21 protein-coding genes and 1 riboswitch are annotated in these 23,839 nt (G+C 72.7%); of the genes, 11 read left to right on the forward strand and 10 right to left on the reverse strand.

Features of this window, described 5'->3' with window-relative positions:
• The first annotated feature begins 215 nt into the window (after positions 1 to 215).
• Positions 216 to 322, forward strand: a riboswitch (cobalamin riboswitch).
• A gap of 48 nt (positions 323 to 370) precedes the next feature.
• On the forward strand, positions 371 to 3,982 hold the full coding sequence (gene cobN, locus ACWD6P_RS22875) for a cobaltochelatase subunit CobN (protein WP_451445995.1): 3,612 nt from the start codon (positions 371 to 373) through the stop codon (positions 3,980 to 3,982).
• A 50-nt stretch (positions 3,983 to 4,032) separates the two neighbouring features.
• Here the strand turns inward: cobN and ACWD6P_RS22880 are convergent, their stop codons facing one another.
• Positions 4,033 to 4,764: a DUF4097 family beta strand repeat-containing protein gene (locus tag ACWD6P_RS22880; protein WP_451445996.1), complete on the reverse strand. Its 732-nt coding sequence runs from the start codon at positions 4,762 to 4,764 to the stop codon at positions 4,033 to 4,035.
• A 217-nt stretch (positions 4,765 to 4,981) separates the two neighbouring features.
• Between ACWD6P_RS22880 and ACWD6P_RS22885 the strand changes: the two genes are divergently transcribed.
• Entirely contained in the window at positions 4,982 to 5,251 is a 270-nt protein-coding gene (locus ACWD6P_RS22885) for a DUF1876 domain-containing protein (RefSeq protein WP_451445997.1), read from the forward strand.
• 180 nt (positions 5,252 to 5,431) lie between these two features.
• On the opposite strand, the gene ACWD6P_RS22890 is transcribed toward ACWD6P_RS22885, so the two are convergent.
• The 5 genes from ACWD6P_RS22890 to ACWD6P_RS22910 form a co-directional block, all read right to left on the reverse strand.
• The gene (locus ACWD6P_RS22890) at positions 5,432 to 5,965 is read right to left on the reverse strand and encodes a hypothetical protein (RefSeq protein ID WP_451445998.1); all 534 of its coding nucleotides are present in this window, start codon (positions 5,963 to 5,965) and stop codon (positions 5,432 to 5,434) included.
• Positions 5,966 to 6,079: 114 nt separating this feature from the next.
• A complete protein-coding gene (locus ACWD6P_RS22895; RefSeq protein ID WP_451446014.1) occupies positions 6,080 to 7,411 on the reverse strand; it encodes an LCP family protein in 1,332 nt (443 codons plus the stop codon).
• Positions 7,412 to 7,813: 402 nt separating this feature from the next.
• Complete coding sequence (locus tag ACWD6P_RS22900) at positions 7,814 to 8,062, reverse strand: hypothetical protein (protein WP_451445999.1); 249 nt, start codon at positions 8,060 to 8,062, stop codon at positions 7,814 to 7,816.
• Between the two features lie 245 nt (positions 8,063 to 8,307).
• Complete coding sequence (locus ACWD6P_RS22905; protein WP_451446000.1) at positions 8,308 to 9,267, reverse strand: M56 family metallopeptidase; 960 nt, start codon at positions 9,265 to 9,267, stop codon at positions 8,308 to 8,310.
• A gap of 3 nt (positions 9,268 to 9,270) precedes the next feature.
• The gene (locus ACWD6P_RS22910) at positions 9,271 to 9,726 is read right to left on the reverse strand and encodes a BlaI/MecI/CopY family transcriptional regulator (protein ID WP_451446015.1); all 456 of its coding nucleotides are present in this window, start codon (positions 9,724 to 9,726) and stop codon (positions 9,271 to 9,273) included.
• A 200-nt stretch (positions 9,727 to 9,926) separates the two neighbouring features.
• On the opposite strand from ACWD6P_RS22910, the gene ACWD6P_RS22915 reads away from it, so the two are divergent.
• Positions 9,927 to 10,502 carry a TerD family protein gene (locus tag ACWD6P_RS22915; protein WP_451446001.1) on the forward strand — a complete coding sequence of 192 codons (576 nt, stop codon included), beginning with the start codon at positions 9,927 to 9,929 and terminating at the stop codon, positions 10,500 to 10,502.
• Positions 10,503 to 10,611: 109 nt separating this feature from the next.
• On the opposite strand, the gene ACWD6P_RS22920 is transcribed toward ACWD6P_RS22915, so the two are convergent.
• The gene (locus ACWD6P_RS22920) at positions 10,612 to 11,067 is read right to left on the reverse strand and encodes a tellurite resistance TerB family protein (RefSeq protein WP_451446016.1); all 456 of its coding nucleotides are present in this window, start codon (positions 11,065 to 11,067) and stop codon (positions 10,612 to 10,614) included.
• Between the two features lie 245 nt (positions 11,068 to 11,312).
• Here ACWD6P_RS22920 and ACWD6P_RS22925 point away from each other — a divergent pair, with 245 nt between their 5' ends.
• The 4 genes from ACWD6P_RS22925 (at position 11,313) to ACWD6P_RS22940 (ending at position 13,890) form a co-directional block, all read left to right on the forward strand.
• A complete protein-coding gene (locus ACWD6P_RS22925; RefSeq protein ID WP_451446002.1) occupies positions 11,313 to 11,528 on the forward strand; it encodes a hypothetical protein in 216 nt (71 codons plus the stop codon).
• Positions 11,525 to 12,511: an acyl-CoA desaturase gene (locus tag ACWD6P_RS22930; RefSeq protein WP_451446003.1), complete on the forward strand. Its 987-nt coding sequence runs from the start codon at positions 11,525 to 11,527 to the stop codon at positions 12,509 to 12,511. The genes ACWD6P_RS22925 and ACWD6P_RS22930 overlap by 4 nt, the downstream gene beginning before the upstream one ends.
• Positions 12,508 to 12,942, forward strand: a complete 435-nt coding sequence (locus ACWD6P_RS22935) for a DUF5994 family protein (protein ID WP_451446004.1) — start codon at positions 12,508 to 12,510, stop codon at positions 12,940 to 12,942. The genes ACWD6P_RS22930 and ACWD6P_RS22935 overlap by 4 nt, the downstream gene beginning before the upstream one ends.
• Before the next feature lie 432 nt (positions 12,943 to 13,374).
• Complete coding sequence (locus tag ACWD6P_RS22940; RefSeq protein WP_451446005.1) at positions 13,375 to 13,890, forward strand: DUF6344 domain-containing protein; 516 nt, start codon at positions 13,375 to 13,377, stop codon at positions 13,888 to 13,890.
• A gap of 172 nt (positions 13,891 to 14,062) precedes the next feature.
• On the opposite strand, the gene ACWD6P_RS22945 is transcribed toward ACWD6P_RS22940, so the two are convergent.
• Both ACWD6P_RS22945 and fabI read right to left on the reverse strand, forming a co-directional pair.
• Positions 14,063 to 16,129 carry an AMP-binding protein gene (locus ACWD6P_RS22945; protein ID WP_451446006.1) on the reverse strand — a complete coding sequence of 689 codons (2,067 nt, stop codon included), beginning with the start codon at positions 16,127 to 16,129 and terminating at the stop codon, positions 14,063 to 14,065.
• A gap of 6 nt (positions 16,130 to 16,135) precedes the next feature.
• Positions 16,136 to 16,906, reverse strand: coding sequence for an enoyl-ACP reductase FabI (gene fabI, locus ACWD6P_RS22950; RefSeq protein ID WP_451446007.1), 771 nt, complete (start codon positions 16,904 to 16,906; stop codon positions 16,136 to 16,138).
• 444 nt (positions 16,907 to 17,350) lie between these two features.
• On the opposite strand from fabI, the gene ACWD6P_RS22955 reads away from it, so the two are divergent.
• Positions 17,351 to 17,605: an acyl carrier protein gene (locus ACWD6P_RS22955; RefSeq protein WP_451446008.1), complete on the forward strand. Its 255-nt coding sequence runs from the start codon at positions 17,351 to 17,353 to the stop codon at positions 17,603 to 17,605.
• A 717-nt stretch (positions 17,606 to 18,322) separates the two neighbouring features.
• Entirely contained in the window at positions 18,323 to 18,850 is a 528-nt protein-coding gene (locus ACWD6P_RS22960) for a 4'-phosphopantetheinyl transferase superfamily protein (protein WP_451446009.1), read from the forward strand.
• 152 nt (positions 18,851 to 19,002) lie between these two features.
• Here the strand turns inward: ACWD6P_RS22960 and ACWD6P_RS22965 are convergent, their stop codons facing one another.
• Positions 19,003 to 20,244, reverse strand: coding sequence for a helix-turn-helix domain-containing protein (locus ACWD6P_RS22965; RefSeq protein ID WP_451446010.1), 1,242 nt, complete (start codon positions 20,242 to 20,244; stop codon positions 19,003 to 19,005).
• Between the two features lie 415 nt (positions 20,245 to 20,659).
• On the opposite strand from ACWD6P_RS22965, the gene ACWD6P_RS22970 reads away from it, so the two are divergent.
• Positions 20,660 to 21,901, forward strand: coding sequence for an aldehyde dehydrogenase family protein (locus ACWD6P_RS22970; RefSeq protein ID WP_451446011.1), 1,242 nt, complete (start codon positions 20,660 to 20,662; stop codon positions 21,899 to 21,901).
• A complete protein-coding gene (locus ACWD6P_RS22975) occupies positions 21,898 to 23,610 on the forward strand; it encodes a thiamine pyrophosphate-binding protein (protein ID WP_451446012.1) in 1,713 nt (570 codons plus the stop codon). The genes ACWD6P_RS22970 and ACWD6P_RS22975 overlap by 4 nt, the downstream gene beginning before the upstream one ends.
• Positions 23,611 to 23,839 lie beyond the last annotated feature (229 nt).

Consider the following 23,839-nt stretch of genomic DNA (forward strand, 5'->3'; position numbering starts at 1 on the left):
CGGATCCGGCCACGGACCCGACCGGATCCCGCCATGGACCCCCGGCGGATCCGGTCACGGGGCGCCGCCAGACCGGGCCGTGGCCCCGGCCCCGAACCGGATCTGGAGGCGCCGGCCCGCGCCCCGGCGGGGCAGGCCCCCAGGCCCGCTTACCTTGCCCGTCCGCAGCCCTTACTATGCAGGTCGGTGGGTCGGCTGGCCCGCCGGACGCCAGCGACGGCGCCGGGCCTACGGCCCAAGGGAGGAAGCCCGGTGAGAGTCCGGTGCGGTCCCGCCACTGTGAACCCGGCCCGTGCCGGGTGAGCCAGGAACTCCCGCCGTCCATACGACCACCCGGGGCGCGGACACCCCGAGGAAGGCCTGCGCTCGCATGCTTCTGCTGCTGTCGACCTCCGACACCGACCTGCTCAGCGCCCGCGCGGCCACGGGCCCGGTGCCGTACCGACTCGCCAACCCCGCCCGCCTCGACGTGGCCGAACTGCCCGCCCTGCTGGAGGGCACCGACCTGGTCGTCGTACGCCTCCTCGGCGGCATCCGCGCCTGGCAGGAGGGGCTGGATCTGCTGCTCGCCGAGGACCAGCACCGGCCGGTCATCGTGCTCACCGGTGAACAGGCCCCCGACGCCCAGCTCATGGAGCAGTCCACCGTCCCCGTCGGCATCGCGGCCGAGGCGCACGCCTACCTCGCGCACGGCGGCCCCGCCAACCTCGGCCAGCTCGCCGGCTTCCTCTCCGACACCGTCCTGCTGACCGGCCACGGCTTCGAGCCGCCGGCGCCCGCGCCCGCCTGGGGCCCCCTCGACTGGGAGGGCCGCAACGAGAGCGGCCCGCTGGTCGCCGTGCTCTACTACCGCGCCCACCACATGAGCGGCAACACCGCCTTCGTACGGACCCTGTGCGAGCAGATCGAGGAGGCGGGCGGCCGCGCCCGCCCGCTCTTCGTCGCCTCGCTGCGCGCGCCCGAGCCGGAGCTGATCGACGCCCTCCGCCCGGCCGACGCGATCGTCACCACCGTCCTGGCCGCCGGCGGCACCAAGCCCGCCGAAGCCTCCGCCGGCGGCGATGACGAGTCCTGGGACGCGGGCGCGCTGGCCGCGCTCGACGTGCCGATCCTCCAGGCCCTGTGCCTGACCGGGCCGCGCAGCGCCTGGGAGGAGAACGACGAGGGGCTCTCGCCGCTGGACGCGGCCAGCCAGATCGCCGTCCCCGAGTTCGACGGGCGCCTGATCACCGTCCCGTTCTCCTTCAAGGAGGTCGACGAGGACGGCCTTCCGGTGTACGTCGCCGACCCCGAGCGCGCCGCCCGGGTCGCCGGTATCGCCGTACGCCACGCCCGGCTGCGCCACATCCCGGCGGGCGAGAAGCGCCTGGCGCTGGTGCTCTCCGCCTACCCGACCAAGCACTCCCGCATCGGCAACGCGGTCGGCCTGGACACCCCGGCCAGCGCCGTCGCCCTGCTGCGCCGCCTCCGGGCGGACGGCTACGACTTCGGCGACCAGGCCGTCGAGCCCGTACCCGGACTGGAATCCGGCGACGGCGACGAGCTGATCTACGCCCTCATCGAGGCCGGCGGCCACGACCAGGAGTGGCTCACCGAGGAGCAGCTGGCCCGCAACCCGGTCCGGATCCCGGCCGCGGACTACCGCCGCTGGTACGCCACCCTGCCGCAGGAGCTGCGCGACGCGGTCGAGGAGCACTGGGGGCCGCCGCCCGGCGAGATGTTCGTCGACCGCAGCCGGAACCCCGAAGGCGACATCGTCCTCGCCGCCCTGCGCCGCGGCAATCTGCTCGTCCTCATCCAGCCGCCGCGCGGCTTCGGCGAGAACCCGATCGCGATCTACCACGACCCCGATCTGCCCCCCTCGCACCACTACTTGGCGGCCTACCGCTGGATCGCGGCCCCGCAGGAGGACGGCGGTTTTGGCGCGGACGCCATGGTCCACCTCGGCAAGCACGGCAACCTGGAGTGGCTGCCCGGCAAGAACGCGGGCCTGTCCGCCGCCTGCGGCCCGGACGCCGCGCTCGGCGACCTCCCGCTCGTCTACCCCTTCCTCGTCAACGACCCCGGCGAGGGCACCCAGGCCAAGCGCCGGGTGCACGCCACCCTCGTCGACCACCTCGTCCCGCCGATGGCCCGTGCCGAGTCGTACGGCGACATCGCGCGCCTGGAGCAGCTGCTCGACGAGTACGCGGCGATCTCCTCCATGGACCCGGCCAAGCTGCCCGCGATCCGCGCCCAGATCTGGACGCTGATCCAGGCCGCCAAGCTCGACCACGACCTGGGCATGGAGGAACGCCCCGACGACGAGGGCTTCGACGACTTCCTGCTGCATGTCGACGGCTGGCTGTGCGAGGTCAAGGACGCCCAGATCCGCGACGGTCTGCACGTCCTGGGCGGCGCGCCCACCGGCGAGGCCCGCGTCAATCTCGTGCTCGCCATCCTGCGGGCCCGGCAGATCTGGGGCGGCACACAGGCCCTCCCCGGTCTGCGGGAGGCGCTCGGACTCGACGAGTCCGCCGCGACCCGTACCACCGCCGATGAGGCCGAGGACACGGCCCGCGCCCTGGTCCAGGCGATGGAGGACGCGGGCTGGGACCCCGAGGCGGTGGCCCGTGTCGCCGACGGCCACCCGGACGCGGTCGCCCGCATCCTCGACTTCGCCGCCCGCCAGGTCGTGCCGCGCCTCGCCGCCACCACGGACGAGATCGACCACGCCGTCCACGCGCTCAACGGCGGCTTCGTCCCGGCCGGGCCCTCCGGCTCCCCGCTGCGCGGCCTGGTCAACGTCCTGCCGACGGGCCGCAACTTCTACTCCGTCGACCCCAAGGCCGTCCCCTCCCGGCTCGCCTGGGAGACCGGCCAGGCACTCGCCGACTCCCTCCTGGAGCGCTACCGCACTGACAACGGCGACTGGCCGCAGTCCGTCGGCCTCTCGCTGTGGGGCACGAGCGCGATGCGGACGAGCGGCGACGACGTGGCCGAGGCCCTCGCCCTGCTGGGCGTCCGCCCCGTCTGGGACGACGCCTCGCGCCGTGTGACGGGCCTGGAGCCGATCCCGCTCGCCGAGCTGGGCCGGCCCCGCATCGATGTCACCCTCCGCATCTCGGGCTTCTTCCGCGACGCGTTCCCGCACGTCATCGGCCTCCTGGACGATGCCGTACGGCTGGCCGCCGGCCTGGACGAGCCGGCTTCCGACAATTTCGTACGGGCCCACGCCCAGGCGGACCTCGCCGAGCACGGCGACGAACGCCGCGCCACCACCCGGATCTTCGGCTCCCGCCCGGGGACCTACGGCGCCGGCCTGCTCCAGCTGATCGACTCCCGCGACTGGCGCACCGACGCCGACCTCGCCGAGGTCTACACCGTCTGGGGCGGCTACGCCTACGGCCGCGGCCTCGAAGGCCGCCCGGCCCGCACCGAGATGGAGACCGCCTACAAGCGCATCGCGGTCGCCGCCAAGAACACCGACACCCGTGAGCACGACATCGCGGACTCCGACGACTACTTCCAGTACCACGGCGGCATGGTCGCCACCGTCAAGGCGCTCAAGGGCAAGGCCCCCGAGGCCTACATCGGCGACTCCACCCGCCCCGAGACGGTCCGCACCCGCACCCTCGTCGAGGAGACCTCCCGGGTCTTCCGCGCCCGGGTGGTCAACCCCCGCTGGATCGAGGCGATGCGCCGCCACGGCTACAAGGGCGCCTTCGAACTCGCCGCCACCGTGGACTACTTGTTCGGCTACGACGCCACCACCGGTGTGGTCGCCGACTGGATGTACGACAAGCTCGCCCAGACCTACGTCCTGGACCCCGAGAACCGCGCGTTCCTCCAGGAGGCCAACCCCTGGGCCCTGCACGGCATCGCCGAACGCCTTCTGGAGGCCGAATCCCGCGGTATGTGGGAGAAGCCGGACGCCGAGACGCTGGCGGCCCTGCGCGAGGCCTTCCTGGAGACGGAAGGGGAGCTGGAGGGCGAGGACTGAGGCGGCGGCGGGGGCGGACCGGGCCCGTGCGCGGCCGCCCCCGGGGGACGTCAGGCGGACTTCGCGGTGATGTCCCCGTTGCTGGTGATCAGGTCCAGCCGGTAGCGGCCCGCCGGGTCGGTGGCCACGCCGATGTCCTTGGTGCCGCTGCTGGTCTCCGCGGATATTCGGTAGGGGCCCTTCGGCACCTTCACCGTGACGGAGCCGTTGGACGTCTTCGCCCGGACGTTCTGCGCGTTGGCAGGGGTGAGGTCGATGTCCCCGTTGGAGGTCTCCGCGCCGATGTGCTTGCCCGACAGGCCGCGTCCGGTGATCCGGCCATTGCTGGTCCGTACGTCGACCGCACCGCTGACGCCGTCCAGCTCGATGGCTCCTGAGCTGGTGGTCACGTCCACCGCGCCGACCTTGGTCAGGCTCACCGCGCCGTTCGAGGTCTCCCCGCTCACCGGGAGGCCCGCCGGCACCTCGACGGTGTAGTCCACCGAGCAGTCGTTGCCGCAGTCGCCGAGCACCAGCACACCGTGCTCGACGCGATGCGTCGCTTCCTCCGGCCGGTCGCCCTGGTACGTGACCGAGCGGTGGACCGACACCCTGCCGCCGCTCTTGCCGCCGCGCACCGTGACCCCGCCGGAGTCGCCGTCGAGCCGTATGGCCGTGATCTTCTTCGACACCACGGCGTCGTCCTCGAAGGTCTCGCCGGGCAGCAGTCCGCAGGCGCTGATGCCCCATGCCCCGACGCAGGCCGCCGCAACGGCCCCGATGATGCGGACGCGCTTGCCCATGAAGTCCCCCGGTGTGCTGGAAATTTGCTGAGATCGGTGGCCCTCTCCCCGCTCTGCGGCCACGTACGTCAGGCTACGGCGGCCGTCGCGGCGGCGACCATGCGGTAAACCCCACACTTGGGGTGCGGTAAGCCCCAGGTGCGGTCCGTGGTGGGCGGTGCGACGATTCTGTTGGGGGCAGGTCCTTGCTGCGTAGGGACGTATGAGGAGGCTTCCGGTGACGACGAAGACATGGAACGCCGAGATCACCATCACCGAGTCCGGCAGCGAGGTCAGAGCCGAGGCCAGGCTGCGCGGCAAGGAGGGCGGGCAGATGGTCGGCCAGGGGACGGCTCGCTGCAACCCCGCCGACCAGAACGTCCCGGCCATCGGGGACGAGTTGGCGGTGGCCCGCTCGATGTCGGACCTCAGCCATCAGCTGCTGCAGCGGGCCGCACACGACATCGAGGTGCACACCTCCAAGCCGGTGGAGCGCCTGAGGGCCTGACGCGCGGTGGCCGCGCCCTGCGTCCGTACGGCATGACCTGCGGTACGGACGCCGGGCGGGCCTGCGCCGGTCGCTGTGCGCCGCCTGAGCCGCAGGTCAGAGCCCGCGCGCCGGAAATCCTGGGCGCTCTGTCCCCAAATCCTGGACGCTCTGTCCCCACGGACTCGGACGGTCGGGCCGTCAGCCGCGCGGGAGCGGGTTCGCCGGTGGTGGCGGAGTGGGCAGCTCGGATAACACGATGGCGCTCGACGGCACGGCCCTGCGCAGTTCGAGCAGCTGGGACAGCGCGTCGTACAGGTCGTCCTCGCTCATATAGGCCTCGCGCGCCAGCGCCAGGTTCGCCCGTACCTCCACTTCCTGCCAGGCGTACCGCCTGCGCAGATTGGCCAGCTGCCGGGCCTCGGCGCGCAGGAACGCGGCCCCCGCCGAGAAGCCGGCGGCCAGCAGCGCCAGAACGGCGGCCGGAACCCGCGCGTCCGACGAGGCGAGTCCCGCGGCGCCGGAGACCGCGGCGAGCACGGCCGCCGGGAAGCCGAGGACCAGATGAGTGGCGTTCCAGAGCTTGCCCCGGCGCTGTGCCCGCTGCGCGCCGACCCTGGCCTCGGTGGCGATCTTCTCCACCTCGGCGGCCAGATGCCGCATCTGCGTCAGGTCGCCGACGCGGTCCACGTCGGTCCTGCGGTCCACGTCGGCCCTGCGGTCCTGCCCGGTCATGTAGTCCCCCCAGTATCCGGCGACACCCCGCAGGACAGAGAAGTACCACTCAACTCGGCTGTGGAGAAGCCGGTTTGGCCGAAGGCCGCACCCTGCGGGAGGCTGCCGGACGGCCTACCCGCCGGACTTCGCCGCGAAGTCCGGCCCGATCGTCAGCGTCACCGCACCCGGCGCCGCGTCGGCCGACTCGGCCGTCCTGATGCCGGGGAGGCGGGCGGCGAGCACCTCGCTCTGGGCCTTGAGCGCGGCGGGGTGGGTGAGGGTGGTCCTGTCGGTCGCCGGCGCGTTGCCCGTGGCGATGACCGTGAAGCCGAGCTTCCGCAGCTGTTCGGCGGCGGAGGCGGCCTGCCCGGGGACGCCGGTGCCGTTGAGGACGCGCACCTGGACGGAGTGTGCGGTGATGGGGTTCTTGGCGGCCTCGGCGAGCCTCTTCTTTCCGGCGGCGCCGATCTCGCGGTCATGTGCGAGGTCGCTGAAGAGCCGGGCGGCCTGCGGATACTGCCAGACCACATTGGCCTTGTCGGTGGGGACGTCGGCCTCGCGGTAGTAGTTGGGCACGGTCAGGAAGGTGAGGCGGTCGCTGGGGATGTCCTTGACCGTCGAGGCGAGGTCGGTCAGCGCGTCGATGCTGTCCAGATCCCTGTCGGTGGTCACGGACTTGGTCGCGGAGTCGAGGAAGTCGTAGAGAGCCCCGGGGCTGGTCAGCTTCTCCTGCGCCTTTTCGCCCAGCGCCTTCATGAACTCCTGCTGCCGGCCGATGCGGCCCAGGTCGGAGCCGTCACCGACGCTGTAGCGGGTACGCACGTACCCGAGCGCCTTCTCGTCTCGTACGGTCTGGCAGCCCGCCTCCAGGTCGAGGTGGGCCTTCTTGTCGTGGATGGCGTGCTTGGGACAGACCTCGATGCCGTCCAGGGCGTTGACCATGCCCTTGAAGCCCTGGAAGTCGATCGAGGCGAAGTTGTCGATGCGCAGTCCGGTGTTCTGCTCGACGGTCTTGATGGTGCAGGCGGCGGCCTTGGTGATCTCACCGGTGTCCCCGCCGATCGAGAACGCCTCGTTGATCTTGAAGTGGTGCGGGGACGACTTCGTGCCGTTGCCGCGGGTGCAGGCGGGGATCTGCACCCAGGAATCACGGGGGAAGGACAGCGCGGTGGCCCACTCGTGGTTGGCGGAGATGTGCAGCACCATCAGCGTGTCCGACTGCATGGTGGTCAGGTCCCTGCCGTACTTGGCGTTGGCGCCGGCGCGGCTGTCGGAGCCGACGAGCAGGATGTTCTTGGAGCCGGGGCTGAGGTTGGTCGGCCGCTTGCCGTCGATGCTGATGTCTGCGCCGCGGATGTTGCCGTCCAGCTGGATGTAGGCCCAGACGCCGACACCCGCCGCGCCGAGCAGCAGAACGCCGAGTGCGCCGCCGGTCCAGGCGACGATGCGCCCGCGGCGGGTCATGCGTACCCCACCGGCGCGGCGTGTCCGCCGGGTCTCCTGGGTGCTGCGGTCCGCATCGGCCGACTGCTTACGGCGGGATCCGGCACCGGACGCCCGTGAACCGTCGCGGACCGCCCGGGAGCCGTCGCGGGCCGCCCGGGAGTCGTCGTCGGCGGCACGGGAGGCAGTGCTGCCGGTACGGGACGAGCCGGGTGCGCCGCCGCCCCGCCGGGCCGTCCGCTGGTGCGTCTGCCTGTCATGCACGCCGATGGCCCTTCTGATCCTTCTCTTGCTGATGGTGCGAGTGATGCGAATCTTGCTGATGGTGCGAACGATGCGAGTCGTGCTGTGCGGGGGAGGGCACGGTTTCACGTGAAACAGCGCCGGGGAGCGCCCTCAGCGGTGACCGGTGGAAGCGACGGGTCAGATGCCGGTGCTGGGCAGCAGCCGGATGGACTCGGGGTCGTAGCGATACCACTGCGGACCCGTACCGCCGGGCAGGGTGCGCAGGCGGCACCACAGCTCGCCCGCGTCGTCCGTCCACCAGGCGCTGATCCGGCCCAATTCCCAGCCGCCGTCCGGGTATTGGACCTCCACGGGCTGGTAGACCCATCGCACCTCCGCCTCTGGAGGCGGGCAGTCCCAGCTCAGGAGTCCGCACCTCGTCGCCATCTCCCCCTCCGGAAACGCCTGTTGACGCATATGTCCGCGCAACTCTACCGGGAGTTCTACAGGGTCGTAGAAGTTCCCGATCGTGCCGCCGGCCGCAGCGGTCCGCGGTGCGTGTCCCCGGGAGGGCCGGAGATCAGTGTGCCGCTAGAGCGGGCTCGCCGCCCCGGGAACGGCGAACCGGGCGCAGTCCGGGCCGGTGCGCCACTGATCGCCGGGCGCGCCCTGGCGAGCGGACCGGCCGGCGGTCACAGCGGCGTAGCCGCCTTGAGGACGAGGAACAGCGCCACCGCCGCATTGAGCGCGGAGAGCGCGGAGGCGGCCGTGCCCGCGGCGGCGATCAGCGCCGCCAGGCCCGCCGGGGTCAGCGCCGGCGGCCACCGCCTGGCGGGCGGTACGGGCGCGAGCAGCGCCGCCACCCGGCGCGGCACCGGACCGGGCAGTGCGAAGTGCGCCAGCTCCGGAGCGGGCGCGGGCCGCGAGATCAGCGCGGCCTTGCCCACGGCGCGCGCGGTCAGCCGCCGGTCGCCGACCACCCGCGCCGCCTCCTCGTCCGCCCAGCGCTCGGTGGCGAAGGAGACCGCGGAACGCAGCGGCAGCAGCAGCGGGTTGGCACAGCCGGCCAGCCGTACGGCGAGCAGATAGCGGTGGTGGCGGCAGCGCAGATGCGCGCGTTCATGGGCGAACAGGGCGCGCCGCTCGTCGCCGTCCAGGCTCCGCAGCATGCCGCGGGAGACCGCGATCCGGCCGGGCCGGGCGGGGCGGCCGGGCCGGGCCGGGGTGCCGGGCACGGCGTAGGCGTACGGATCGTCGTCCGGCAGCACCGCGGGGTCGGCGCCGGCCGGCAGCACGTCCAGCGCGCGGTGGGTACGGGCCCGGATCCTGCGGTGCCGGCGCAGCGCGGCGCCGCACGCGGTGAGCGCGGCGGCCAGCAGGGGGATCGCGGCGGCACCGGCGACCTCGGCATAGGGGACCGCGGCCCGCACCTCGGGGTCCGACCAGCCGTCGGGCAGCGGATTGCCGGGCAGCTGTGCGGTGCCGACGACCATCAGCAGTGCCAGGCACAGCGTGCTGCACAGGCCCAGGACGGTGGCGAGCAGCGTCAGCAGGCGGGTGGTGGCGCGCGGGTGCAGGTGCTGCTCCGCGAGGCGGGCGATCGGCAGCGCGGTGAGCGGCAGGACGAGCGGCAGGAACACGAAGACGCCCACCGGTCAGCCTCCGCGCGCTTCGTCCGAGGGGTGGTGCCGGCCGGGGCCCGCGGGAGACTCCGCGGCCGTGGCGCGGTCGAGGAGGGTGCGCAGCAGCTGCTCGTCGTGCGCCGAGAGCGCGGAGACGAAGCTGGTCAGTACGGCGTCCCGGTCCGGTTCGCCGTCCAGGACGCGGCGCATCCGCAGCGCGGCGAGCCCGGCCTCGTCGGCGGCCGGGGTCCACAGGTAGGCACGGCCGGCCCGCTCGCGGGTGACGGCCCCCTTGGCGTGCAGCCGGGACAGGATCGTCATCACGGTCGTGTACGCGAGGTCGCCGCCGAGTCGTTCCTGCACCCAGGCGGCGGTGGCCGGTCCCGGCGCGTGGTGCAGAGCGGCCAGCACCTGGGCCTCCAGCTCGCCCTGCCCGCGCCGTCGGGCACCTCCAGCGCCCGGCGCCTTCCCGAAGGGCTTGCCGCCCATGCCGTCGCCTCCCATCACGCCGGGGTGTCCCGCCCGCCGGGACATCGGGGCATTTTACTGAGCGACCGGTCGCCGAGTGGCCGGATCCGGATGGTCGGACGGCGGTCTGTCGCCAGGCGCCGCGGGCCGGGCCCACAAACTTCTACACTTCTGTAGATTTTGTCCTGACCCCGGAACGCAGGCAACACCTGGAGGAAGCCATGGGAGTCTCGCTGGCCAAGGGCGGCAACGTCTCTCTGTCGAAGGAAGCGCCCGGACTGACCGCCGTCACGGTCGGCCTCGGCTGGGACGTGCGGACGACGACCGGCGCCGACTACGACCTCGATGCCAGCGCGCTGCTGTGCACCGAGGCGGGCAAGGTCGTCTCGGACGCGCACTTCGTCTTCTACAACAACCTCACCAGCCCCGACGGCTCGGTGGAGCACACCGGCGACAACCTGACGGGCGAGGGCGAGGGGGACGACGAGTCCATCAAGGTCTCGCTGTCGGGCGTGCCCGCCGAGATCGCGAAGATCGTCTTCCCGGTCTCGATCCACGAGGCGGACGCCCGGGGGCAGAGTTTCGGCCAGGTCCGCAATGCGTTCATCCGCGTCGTCAACCAGGCGGACGGGGCCGAGCTGGCCCGCTACGACCTGAGCGAGGACGCCTCGACCGAGACCGCGATGGTCTTCGGTGAGCTCTACCGGCACGGGGCGGAGTGGAAGTTCCGCGCGGTGGGCCAGGGGTACGCGTCCGGCCTGGCGGGGATCGCCGCGGACTTCGGCGTCAACGTGTGAGGACCGGGCGAGACCGTATGAGGACCGCGGGCTGAGCGTCACGCGAGGCGGGCGGGGTGCGGACGCCGACCGGCGCCGCACCCCGCCCGCCCTTGCGTGCCCGTAGTGCTCAGAGGTCGAACTCGGCCGGCGCGATGCCCAGCGCGAAGCACACCTCGCGCACCAGCGCCTGCTCCGTCTTGTCGAAATCCCCGTCCGCACCGCCGATGACGATGCCGATCTGGATGACGGCACGCGCCTCGGTCGGCTTCTTCTTCACCTTGCCGACCTCCTGCAGCACGCTGACCTTGCCGAAGTCGAAGTCGGCGGTCAGCTTGTCGAGGTAGCCGTCGAAGCGGCGCTGCAGATCGTCCGCGGCGAAGTTCTGCAGCACCTCGTTGGTCGCGATGAGCTGGGCGACCCGCCGGCGCTCGGCCGGGTCGATGGTGCCGTCGGCGGCGGCCACCAGGGCGCACATCGCCATGCTCGCGTCCCGGAAGGCGCCGCTCTTGAGGTCGTTCTTCTTGGCGACGAGCTGGTTCTGCATCGTCTGGGCGGAATCCTTGATCCGGTCCCACAGAGCCATGGGGGTCTCCTCCATGAGTGAAGCGATGGTCATGCCGGAGATGGTCATGCCGGAGTAAAATCTACAGTCTTGTAGAAGTTGGCGGGTCGCGGCCCCCGCCGGAGGGTGCCCGGAGGGTGCAGCGCATGCCCCATGGGATATAGCCGCCCATAAAGGGATTTACCGGGCTCCCCGGGGGTACCGTGGAGACACCGGAGCACCGAGCGACACCCAGGGCCGCCCAGGGATTCGGCGAGGTGAGCACCATGCAGACTCTGTTGACCGTGGTCGTGCTGCTGGCGCTGGTCGGGCTGGGAGCCCTGTTCATCGCCCGGGTCAATGCCCAGCAGGCCGGACGGATGGCCACCCACCGCTACGCGGACTGGATGCAGTCGATGCGGCAGCGGATGCACAGAGGGCCGCGCGGTGGCGCCCGCCCCGCCGGACCGCCGCCCTCCGGCAAGGCGGGAAGCGACCTGTGACCTCGACCGTCCGCGGCGTCCCGTCGGCGCGGGACTACGACGGGACCTCGCCGTTCCCCGACAACGGCCCCGGCCCTCCACCGAGCGGCGGCCGCCGGATGTATGTCACGATCACCGGCCTCATCGTCGTCGCTCCCTTCGTCGGCCTGGCCGTCGCCATCCCCCTCCTGTGGGGCAGCGTCGTCCGCCCCACCGACCTCGTCCTCCTGGCGGTCTTCTACGTCGTCTCCGGCCTGGGCGTCACCATCGGCTTCCACCGCGGCCTCACCCACGGCAGCTACACCGCCGCCCCCGCCCTGCGGATCGCGCTCGCCATCGCCGGTTCGCTCAGCTTCCAGGGCGGTGTCATCGACTGGGTCGCCACCCACCGCCGCCACCACGCCTTCACCGACCGGCCCGGCGATCCGCACTCCCCCTACCGCTACGGCACCAGCCTGCGCGGGCAGCTGCGCGGACTGGTCCACTCACACATCGGCTGGCTCTTCGGCAACGACCCCACCTCGCACCGGCACTTCGCCCCCGATCTGCTCGCCGACCGCGGTATCCGCGCCGTGGACCGGGCCTTCCCCGCGCTGTGTGTGCTCACCCTCGCGCTGCCGTTCGCGCTGGGCTGGGCGCTCGGCGGCAGCTGGGTCACCGCACTGACCGCGCTGCTGTGGGCGGGGTTCATCCGGATCGCGCTGCTGCACCACGTCACCTGGAGTGTCAATTCGCTCTGCCATGTCATCGGTGAGCGGCCGTTCCGCACCCGGCGCCACGACCGGGCCACCAACCTGTGGCCGCTGGCCCTGCTGTCGTTCGGCGAGAGCTGGCACAACCTGCACCATGCCGACCCGACCTGCGCCCGGCACGGCGTCGACCGCGGTCAGCTCGACGTCTCCGCCGCCGTCATCCGGCTCTTCGAACGGCTCGGCTGGGTCTGGGACGTGCGCTGGCCCGACCCCGCCCGGCTCGCGGCCCGCCGTACCAGGAGCACCGCATGACCACCGACTCCCGGGACCCCGTCCACCCGGCGCATCCCGGGCACCACGCCCCGCCGCTCGTCGCCCGCCTGACCATCGCCCCGCACACCGATACGGTGCGCCGGATCGACGGCGTCTGGTGGCCGCACTCGACGGACCTGCTGGCCGAACTCCCCGAGCTGCTGACCGCGTTGCCGTTCGACTGGCCGCGGATCAGCCATGCCACGGTGAACGGCGCCGCCTGGCCCGCGCTGCCCGCCCACACCCTCGTCGCCGGCCATGTCGTCCGCCTCCGCAGAACCACCGGACGCCCCGGCCCGGACACCATCTGCCTGGTCTCCCCCGGAAACGGCCGCTGGGACCTCCTGATCATCCCGCCCGACACCCCCGAACCCGAGGCCGTCCGCATCATGGCCGAGATGGCCCGCACGGGGGAGCCGGCACCGGCCTGAGGCGGGCGGCCCGCAGCCGGGAGACCCCCGACGCGGAGCTCATGACGAGCACCGCCCCCCGGACACGCCCTACCCCGGGAATCTGCCGTGCGCATCTCCCAGCGCATCGTCATGCGTGCCCGAAGTGGCCACGACCGGGCCGCTCAGGCCCCTGCGACCCGCCTCCCACCTGCTCTTCGAGGGCGGAGGCTACTGCGTCCGGGTGGTGTTCATCCGAAGAACGCCGATCCGGGGGCGTCGGTCCGTGAATCCTCCCATTGCGTACTCATCATAAGAAAACGCAACAGAAGCGGCGCGCAACGTAAGCGATACGAGCGCAGCTCCGCAACTGCTGCGGTGCAACGGAAGTACCCGCGACAAGCAGGACGACTGGCAGCAAGAGAAGTAAGCGGCAACGGATCTCGGGGAGATCCAGATCGAAAGTGAGGGACCATGGCTGCGACCAAGGTCATGAAGTTCTGGGCGGTGTGCCTTGCGATGCTCGGCAGGCTGCTGGCATCACTGGGCGTCTCCGCGGCGGCCTCGGCGGCTCGCCGGGACGCCGCGCTGTACGAGCGGACCCTGGGCGACACGAACGCGGGGGGCACCGACGCCCCGGGCGACGAGACCCCCAAGGCGGTGTCCTGCTCCGAGCCGGACCACGACCCCGGCACGGGTGCCCGCAGGGCGCCGGCCGCGAAGGCCGTGCCCACCGTGCCCGGACCGCGTGCCGTACCGGCGCTCGACCAGGCCTGGTCCGCCCCGCGGATGTTCTCCCTGCCGGAGCTGCCGCCGACGATCAAGCAGCGGATCCGCGCCGAGGCACATGGCGCCTCGCCCGGCCTGCGCAGCCGCCGCATCCACGGCATCGAGCCGCTGGCCGCCGCATCCGCGTCGCACACCGACGACCCGCGCCCCGCGCGCATTCCGGCGGCCCGCGGTCGTGCGCACACCACCCGCACCATCTGAGCCCGGCACCGGCAGTTCTTCGGGCCCGGCCCACCCGCGGACGTGTTTCACGTGAAACAGCCGCAGAACCGGCCACCGCGCAGCAGCGTGACCCGCAGCGCGGCACCAGCAGCGTGAGCCCCGCAGCAGCAGACATCCACAGACCTGAACCACCCGCAAGACGCCCGGAGTTCTAGCGCCCGGCCCCCAGCCGGGGCACCGGTCCCGGACCCACTCCCAGCTCCAGCCCCAGCTGTGCACGCAACGCGCGCGTGTCCGGCTTGCCGTTGGCAGTGAGCGGGAAGTGGTCGACGACATGGACCGCGTTGGGCTGTTCGTACTCCGCCAGGTGCGCGGCGAGCCGCCGGCGCCAGGTGAGCGGGGCCTCGCCCTCGGGGTCCGCGACGACGAAGTGCAGTGCGCTGCCCCGCCGTTGGTCCTCGACCGCCAGCACCTTGACCGGTCGGCCGCAGGCCTCGGCACGACGCTCCAGGCTCTCGGGGTAGAGCGTGAAGCCCAGCCGGTGCACGGCCTGGTTGCGGCCCACCACGCGTACGGTGCCCTCGGCATCGACACTGCCCAGGTCGGCCGTCGGATACCAGGCATCCGGGTCGACGGGCGTGAGCGAGCCGTCCTCCTGGAGGTAGCCGGCCATCACCCCGGGGGAGCGCACCTCGATGCCGCCGAGCTCGCCGGGGTCGGCAGCGGTGCCGTCGGGGCGCATCACACGTAGCCGCACGCCGGGCAGCGGACGCCCGCAGCCGTGCGGCGAGTCGGGGGTGGCCAGCGCGACATTGCCGAGTTCCGTCAGACCGTAGCCGTCCAGCAACGGGCGGCCCATTGCCGCGTGGAAGGTCTCGGCCAGCGGGGCGGGCAGCGGTGCGCCGCCCACGCCCCAGATGCGTACGCCCGCGAGCCCGCCGCGCACCTCCGGGCGGCGGCGGAGCACGCCCAGGAGCGAGTGGTACGTGGACGGCGCGGCGTCCACGGCGGTGGCGCCGTGCGCGGCGGCCTGGGCGGCGGCCGCGTCGAGGCGCTGGTAGGGGGTGACCAGCAGGGTGCAGCGGGCCAGCCACCACAGCAGGATGACGGAGAGTCCGTACTGGTGGGAGAACGGCAGCAGTGGGGCGAGGACGTCGTCCGCGCGGTATCCCATGGCCTGGATGGTGCGCAGCGAGTTGTCGAGGACTGCATGGCCGGGCTTGACGATGCCCTTCGGACGGCCGGTGGTGCCCGAGGACCACAGGACGAGCGCGTCGGGGCGGCGGAACCAGGGCGTCAGGTCGACGTCGGCGGGCGTCGGCGCCGGGGCGTGGGCGGCCAGTGCGGGGTAGTGGACGGTGCGCCGGTCGGGGATACCGGCGAAACCGGTGGCGTGGTCGGTGGCGGTGACCAGCCAGCGGGCGTGCGCCTGGCGGGCGGCCGCGGTGGCGTCGGCGGCGGAGAGCCGGTGGTCGAGCGGGATGAGTGAGGTGTCCAGCCGCATCAGGGCCAGCAGCGTCAGGACGTAGTCGACGCTGTTGTCGCCCTGGACCAGGACCCGGTCGCCGGCGCGGAGGCCGAGGCCGCGCAGGGCATGTGCGGTGGTCTGCACCCGGCGGGCGAGCGCCGGTCCGTCGAGGCGGCCGCGGTCGCCGAGCGGGGACGCGGTGCCGTCGACGAGCCGGGCGGCGGCGACCGGAGGGGCGATGGTGTCGGTCATGGGTGCTCCGATCCCGTGGGGTCGAGGGGGCGCCGGGCGCCGGGGTCCGCTCCGCCCGGTCCGGGCCGGACGGGGGGGCGGTCCGGGGGCGGCCGGGCACAGCAGCGCGGAGGTCGTGGTGGCCACCCACAGGCCGTCCGCGTCATGGAACTCGCAGTCGAGAGTCAGGAGTTGACGGCCCGCGACGGCAGTGGCGCCGGTGATGCGGACGGTGGCGTAGAGGGTGTCCCCGGCGTGTGCGGGGCGGGCGTGGCGTACCGACTGGGAGCGGTGCACCGCGCCGTCGGGGGTGAATCCGGGCCGCGCGCCGAGGAGCCGGTCCTCGGCGCGGGCGGCGAGGACGGTGAGGTAGGTGGGCGGCGCGATGGTGTCCGGATGGCCGAGGGCGCGTGCGGCGGCCGGGTCGGTGTACGCAGGGTGCGGATCGCCCAGTGCGGCGGCGAAGGCGGCGATCCGCTCCCGGTCGAGGGTGTACGGACCGCAGCGCAGGGCCGTGGGCGCGGGGGCGCCGGGTGCCGGGGCCGTGTGGGGCGGCGCCACCGGCGGTCTCTCCGTCATCGCCGGTCAATCGCCGATCATGTGGTGGCCGCCGTCCGCGTGCACGATCTCGCCGGTGGTGGCGGGCAGCCAGTCCGACAGCAGGGCCACGCACGTCCGGGCGACCGGCCCCGCGTCCTCGGGGTCCCAGCCCAGTGGCGCGCGGCTCGCCCAGCTCTTCTCGAAGGACGGGCCGTCGCCGCCGATGCCCCGCGCGGCCAGGGTGCGCAGCGGTCCGGCCGCGACGAGGTTGGCCCGTATGCCCTGCCCGCCGAGGTCGCGCGCCAGATAGCGGGAGCAGGCCTCAAGTCCCGCCTTGGCGACGCCCATCCAGTCATAGCCCGGCCAGGCGCGGGAGGCGTCGAAGTCCACTCCGACGACCGAGGCACCGGGGCGCAGCAGCGGCCGGCAGGCCATGGTGAGTGCCACCAGGGAGTACGTCGAGGTGTGCAGCGCGGCGGAGACATCCCGCCATGGCGCGGTCAGAAAGCCGCCGTCCAGGCAGGTCGCGGGAGCGCCCGCGACGGAGTGCAGTACGCCGTCGAGGCCGTCGAGGTGTGCGCCGACGCGCTCGGCGAGCGTGCCGAGCTGCGCCTCGTCGGTGACGTCCAGCTCCACTACGGGCGGCTCCTCCGGGAGCCTCCGGGCGAGCCGGGCCACCAGACTCGGCCGCCCGTACGCGGTCAGGACGAGCTTGGCGCCCTCCTGCTGGGCGAGCCGGGCCACCGCGTAGGCGATCGAGCTTTCGGTGATCACACCGGTGACCACCAGCCGCTTTCCGTCGAGCAGACCGCTCATGCGATTCCTCCGTCTGACTCGTTCTCGACTCCAGAGTCACCGGACACAACGCAGAATCATGTCCGAACCCGGTCCAAAAGGCCCCTCGAAAGGCCTTCGTTGACAACCCATCGGACCTCCAGTTGACTGGAACTGTCAAGTATAGTCAAAACAATGACTCCGATGTCACGCCTTGCGGCCGTGGTGTAGGCGCGGACCACGCGCACGACCACCCGCAGGACCGCACCGGCCCGCACCGCACGCCAACTGGCGCCGTACCGCGCCGACTTCGGCCGCGCGGGTCGCACGGGTCGCACCGGCCGCCGTGATCGCGTCGACCGTGCCGGTCGCACAGGTCGCCTCGCCCCGCACGGCCCCACGAACCGGGCGCGGTCCGGGACCCGTGCGACTGCGGGGCCCGCACCCGACCAGCAACACCCCCCACTCCACAGAGAGGTGACCGTGATGACCGTCCCGACCCGCGAAGAGATCGTCGCTCAACTCGCCGAGATCCTGGACGAGGTGGCCGGCGTGCTGCCGGCCGAGGTGACCGAGGAGAAACACCTGGTCGAGGAGCTGGACGTGGACTCCCTGGCGATGGCGGAGGTGATCGTCGTCGCCGAGGAACGCTTCGGGATCGCCCTGCCCGAAGAGGAAATGAGGGACATGCGCACGGTTTTGGACATAGTGATACGGGTCGAGAAGCAGCTGGCGTCCTGAGCCCCGCGGCTGCCCCGCGCACACACCGGGCCGGTGGCGCACTCCGCCGCGCCCACCGGCCCGGTACCCGTAGGGCGCGGCCCCTCCGGGGTGCAACGTCCGGCAGAAACGCACCCTCCGCAGCGATATGAATAAAAGTCAGTTTCCCTTGTCCCGGCGGCCGCAGCGGGCTTCGCCCGCCGAGCGCGCGGCGAAAGACCGCAGATCAACAGGGGCTCAACTCCCCATGAACCGGTGCCGACATGTCCCGATGGCGCCTCAACATGGCGCAATTTGGTAATGCTTGGCGGTAAACCGAAGTTGATTTTCGGTCGTCGCTTGTTGACGCAGGCATAGACCAGGGTTACCTTGAGGATCTCCGGAAGGTAAATCAATTCGACTCAGTGCGCTGCTTTCTCGGACCCCGAGTCCGCGGAAAGGGGACATGGTGCGAGGGGATCTATGCGGGGGGAAGAGCCTTTCTATGGCATGCATTCGCTCAACCATGAGAGCGGTTACAACGCGACCGATGGCGGCGGTATCGCTGGTAACGGCGGCAACCCGGACGGTACGGCCAACCCCCTTGACCTGTACGGTGATTGGGATCCCGCCCGCTCCGCCGAATTAGCCGACGGCGGATTGCATATTTTCTCGTGCACGACCTGGGATATTCGAGAAGCCGACTGTTTGGCGGCCTTTCTCGGTCGGTTACTGCATTGTTCCCCGCGAGATATTCCGGTGATCTGTGACGGCTTCGGCCGGCCGGCGTTCGCCGAACCGCCCGCCGGTACCGGCTGGCCCCCGGGCGCCCGGCTCTGCCTCGGCGTCACCGCCGACCCCGGGCAGCAACTCCTCGCCCTGATGCGGGACCTCCCCGTGGCCCTGTCCGTGCACACCGTTCCCCGCGGCCCGGTAGGACAACTGCTGCTGCCCTTCACCCCGTTGGAGCGCCGCCACATCCAGGAGGCACCGGCGGACCGGCGGGCCCGTCGGCTGGCCCAGCTGTGGACCCGTAAGGAAGCGGCCCTGCGGCTGACCGGCCCGGGCGGGCTGGCCACCGCCGACGAGATCGACGCGCTGAGCGAGGCGCGGGACGGCAAGGTCGTGATCCCGGCGTCCCGTGCGCACCCCGGCGGCGTCGCCTACGTCCGGGACCTGCCCGCCGGCCCCCGGACGGTGGCCTGCGCGGCCACCACCGCACCGGCAGCGGGCGTACGCATCTGGCGGCCGGACTCCCCCGGGGCGCAGACGCAGACGGAGACGTAGCGGCTCGGACCGGCGCCCCGGCACACCGGCCCCTCCCAGGCGCGCACCCCGCGCCCGCTCAGGCGGGGACCGCTACGGCAAGCGACTGCTACGTCAAAGGACCGCTACGCCAAAGAACCGCTACGTCAAAGGACCGCTACCGCAGCGGACCGCTACGGCATGAGCACCGCGTGCGGATCCGGCCCCTCGCCCGTGCGGCCGCCGGCGCTCAGCTCGCGCCAGCTCTCCAGCGCCAGCCGGAAGGCGCCGGCCTGCTCATAGCCCTCCGCGGCCAGCTTGAAGTCGGCCTCAGCGGCCTCCTCTGAGCGGTCCGCGCGGTGGGCGCGGGCCAGATGGAGCAGAGCGCGGGCCCGGTCGAGCCGCGCGAGTCCGGCGGCGCCGAGATCGATCGCGGCGGCGTGCCCGGCGGCCCCCATGGCGTCGTCGTGGCGCAGCGCCGCGGCCGTCTCCAGCAGGGCCAGCCAGGTCCGCGAGGACGGGGTGTCGACCAGCGCGGCGGCCTGCCGGGCGCGCGCCAGCAGGGCGTCCGCCTCGTCCGCAGGACCCGCCGCGAGCGCCAGCAGCGTACGGGCGCGGGCCAGCCGCAGCCGGAGCCGTACGCCGTCCGTCGCGGCCAGCAGCTGCTCCGCCTCGGCGAGCAGCTCCAGCGCCTGCTCGGGGTGCCCGCCCAGATACCGCGCACCGGCCACCGCCCACAGGGCGCTCGCCCGCAGCTCCCCGGCCGGCAGCGGCGCGACCTCGTCGAGCAGCTCCGCCCCGAGCTGCTCGGCGCGGTTCCACTCCCCGCTGTCGACGGACGCGGACAGCAGCGCCACCTTGGCCTGCGCCCGCTCCGGGCGGCCGGCCTCCAGCTCGCCGGTGAGCCGCACCGCCTCCTCCGCGAAGCGCACGCCGTCCGAGAGGCGCCCCTCGGCGCGCAGCAGCTGGGCGAGCTCGATGGCGACCCGGGCGTGCAGTACGGGGGCGGAGCGGGTGAGCGGGTCGTCGAGCAGCGTGCGCAGGGCGGCCTCATGGCGGGCCGGTTCGTCGAGCCGTCCCAGGACCGTGGCCAGCTCCCAGCGCGCCTCCCAGCGCACCTCGTCCTGATCGCTGCCGGCCTGCTCGACCACCGACTCCAGCTGGCGCCGCGCCGCGGGCCAGTCACCGGCCAGCGAACTGGCGCGGGCGGCCACCAACTGCCCCACCAGGCCCATGCGCTGGGTCAGCCGGTCACCGGGCTCCTCGGTGGCGCTGAGCGCCTCGACCGTCGTGCCGAGCCGTTCGGCGATGGACCGGGCAATCTTGGCGCCCGGGATTCTGCGGCCGTTCTCGACCAGCGAGACATAGCTGGGGGAGAGATCGTCCCCGGCGAGGTCCCCCTGGGACAGGCCCTGAGCGCGCCGGACCTCCCGCACTCGCTTCCCGAAAGCTGGCTGCTCAATCACCAAGAAAATCGCTCGCAGTTGAGTTGGGCGTACGGACAGTGGCGGTCTCTGGACGGCTCCGGACGGACGGAACCCGATGACGGGGAGTCTACTCACCGGCCGACCGCTCGGGGGCGTCTGTGGACGACTTCCCTTCGGCCGGGGAGTCATTTTTTGTCACTTTCGGAGGTCGGGGTTCCCCTTGTCTCTCCGGAGGCGTTGCGACAGATGAGAGGCCTGGTAGACGCGTGTGTGCAGGGTGATCGGGCGCCCGGCGGGCCCCGCCGAGCGGTCGGGGGCGGCACCACTTGTCACATGGGCCAGTCGAGAGCAATGACTTTGCTTGACAATAAATGACAATTGGCTGACGCTGACCCTCCATGGACTACGCCCCGAGGAGGGACATATGAGCTCCGCTCCCGCATGGCCGACCGTGGCCGCCGAGCCGGAGGACAGCATCGACAGCCGACGTGCGGCCGCCGTGCACCGGGTCCGGGACTACCTCGTGAACGACGCCGGAACCGTGCACGATCTGCTGTGCGAGATCTCCACCCACCGCGCCGCGCGCTATGAGATCGAGTCGACCGTCGCCACCCTCGACGGGGCCCTGGACGAGGTGGCCGCCCACCGGCCCGGCCGGGTCCGCGACCTGGCCGCCTTCATGCCGTCGAACGTCATCCTCTACTCCTACGCCCTCTACCTCCTGGTACCCGCCCTCTACGCCGACCGCCTGGTCTTCCGCCCCGCCAGCCGCGTCAAGGACCAGATGCGCCGGCTGCACGCCCTGCTCGCCGAACAGCACGGCCTGCCGATCACCCTGACCACCGCCAGCCAGCGGGAGTTCCTGCACGACCACGTACTCCCCGCCGATGTCGTGGTCTTCACCGGCGCCTACGCCAACGCCGAACAGATCCGCGCCGAGCTCTCCCCCGGCCGGCTGTTCCTCTTCCTCGGCTCCGGCGTCAACCCGTTCGTGGTCGCCCCCGGCGCCGACGTCGAGCAGGCGGCCCGCGACGCGATCGCCATCCGGGTCCTCAACACCGGCCAGGACTGCCTGGGTCCCGACCTCTTCAGCGTCCACGAGTCCCTGCTCGACCCGTTCGTCGACGCCCTGGTGCGCGAGCTCAAGGGCCTGCGCTACGGCCCGTACACCGACCCGGACGCCGACTTCGGGCCGATCTTCTACGACAGCGCGCTGGAGGACGGCGCACAGTTCCTCGCCCGCAACCGCGCCGGCATCGTGCACGGCGGACACGTCGACTTCCGCGCCCGCCGCCTCGACCCCACCGTCGTCGTCGGCACGGAGGTCACCCCGCGCACCCACGTACCGGAGTTCTTCGCCCCGATCTTCAACGTCGCCGGCTACCGCGACGAGGACGCCCTGGCGGCGACCCTCACCACCGGCATGTTCACCGAACGCGCCCTGGGCTCCAGCGTCTACGGCCACGCCCCCCGCCTCGTCGAGGCGCTGCGCCGGCGCACCACCGTCACCCTCGACACCACTCTGCTGTCCATCGACGACGGCAACGCGCCCTTCGGCGGCTACGGACGCATGGCCAACTACATCTCCGACGGCCAGGACGTGCGCGCCGAGCCCGTACTGCTCTCCAAGGCCGTCGCCGCCTACCGCCCGGGAGGCGGCCGATGACCGACCGGACCCACCCCACCGCCTGGGCCGCGATCGCCGACCACCTCCGCCACCTCGGCACCCGGGCGGTCTTCGGGCTGCCCGGCGACGACATGGCGCTGCTCGGCGAACTGGAGCGGTCGGACACCACCGTGGTGCTCTGCCGCGACCAGCGCAACGCCGTGTTCATGGCGACCGGTTACGCGCTCGCCGCGGGCCGCCCCGGGGTCTGTGTGATCGGCAAGGGGCCGGCGCTGACCAATGCGCTCACCGGCGTCCTGGAGGCGCGCTCCGCCGCCGCGCCGCTGATCCTGATCGCCGACGGAACCCGGCTCGACCGGCTGGGCACCGGCGCCTTCCAGGAGCTGGACCAGCTCACCGCGGTCCGCCCGTACGTCAAGTGGGCGGCCCGCGTCGACCACGCCGCGCGGCTGCCCGCCGCCCTGGAGAAGGCCGCCGCCGTCGCCGTCAACGGCACCCCGGGCCCCGTCTACCTGGAGCTCGCCGAGCAGATCGCGGCGGAGCCGGTCCCGCACAACGGACCCTGGCGCCCGGCCACACCGCAACGGCCGGCGCCCGACCCCACCGCGCTGGCCGCCACCGCCCGGCGGATCGCCGCCGCCGAACGGCCGTTGCTGCTGGTCGGCGGCGGTGCCCGGCACCGCAACACCGGCCGCCGCATCGAGCGCCTGGCCGAGCGGCTCGGCGCCGGCATCTTCACCACCGCCTCCGGGCGCGGCACCGTCGCCGAGGACCACCCCCTGTACTGCGGCGTCAGCGGTCTCTACACCGTCGCACCGATGGACGCCCTGTGGCGCGAGGCCGACCTGGTCCTCGCGCTGGGCAGCCGCCTGGAGGAAACCGCCACCTTCGGCTGGCCGGACGAGATGGCCCAACTCCCCGTCATACAAGCCGTGTTGGGCGAGGAGAGTCTGGTCATGGAGCGGCCCGGGGCGTATGTCCTGGGGGACGCCGGGCGGATCGTGGACGGCTGGTCACAGCTGCTGACCGGGCACCGGCCGGGCGGGGGCTGGCCGGAGCGGGTCACTGCGGCGAAGGACGCGCTGGCGCGGCGTGCCGCGGAGCGGGCCGAGGAGGCCGACAAGACGGTGCCCGCGGGCGCCGTGCCGGTCGCCCGGGTGCTGGCCGCCCTCGACCGCGCCGTCCCCGCCGACCGGGTCCTGGTCCAGGAGAACGGACTGCAGGACATGTGGTCGTACTTCTTCCCGCACTACGCGCTAGGGGCGGCCGGCGGCTCGGTCGTGCCCAGCGAGCAGACGCCGCTGGGCTTCGGCGCGGCCGCCGCGGTCGGCGTACGGCTGGCCGAGCCCGCGGGGCGGCCGGTGGTGGCGGTGGTCGGCGACGGCGCCTTCAACCTCTTCCGCGGGGAGTTGCCCACCGTCGCCGACGCGGGCGCCGCCGTCCTGTACGTCGTCCTCGACAACGGCGGCTACGGCTGGCTGCAGTCCAACCTCGACCGCGTCTCCGGCCCCGCCTCCCGCTTCGCCTTCACGGCCTCGCGGCCTACCGGCACGGAGGGGCTGGCGCGGGCGTACGGCCTTGGCCACCGCAGGGTGACCGCCCCCGACGAGCTGCCCGCCGCGCTGGCGGACGCGTGGCGGGAGGTCGCCGCCGGCACCACCACGGTCGTCGAGGTCGCGGTCGCCCTCGACGATATGCCGCCGGGGGTGAGTGGGGCGGCGGGGGATTTTCCTTGGCGGGAGGAGTAGTCCGACGTTTCCGGCCCTTCCGCTGCGCTTGGCTTGGCACGTTTTCGGCTGGCCCGCCGTGGGGGTTTGTCGCCGTTGCGCCTGCGGCGGGCTGGGTGCCGCTGCGCGGGGCTGTTCGGGGTGCGGTGGCGGTCCTCCGGGGCAGGGTGTCCGGACTGCTTCGCTTTACGTCCGGACACCCTGCCTTTCCTCCCACCCCCAACGGGAGGGGGCGGGCCGGAGGGGCAGG

This window comes from Streptomyces sp. NPDC002446, assembly GCF_053595675.1.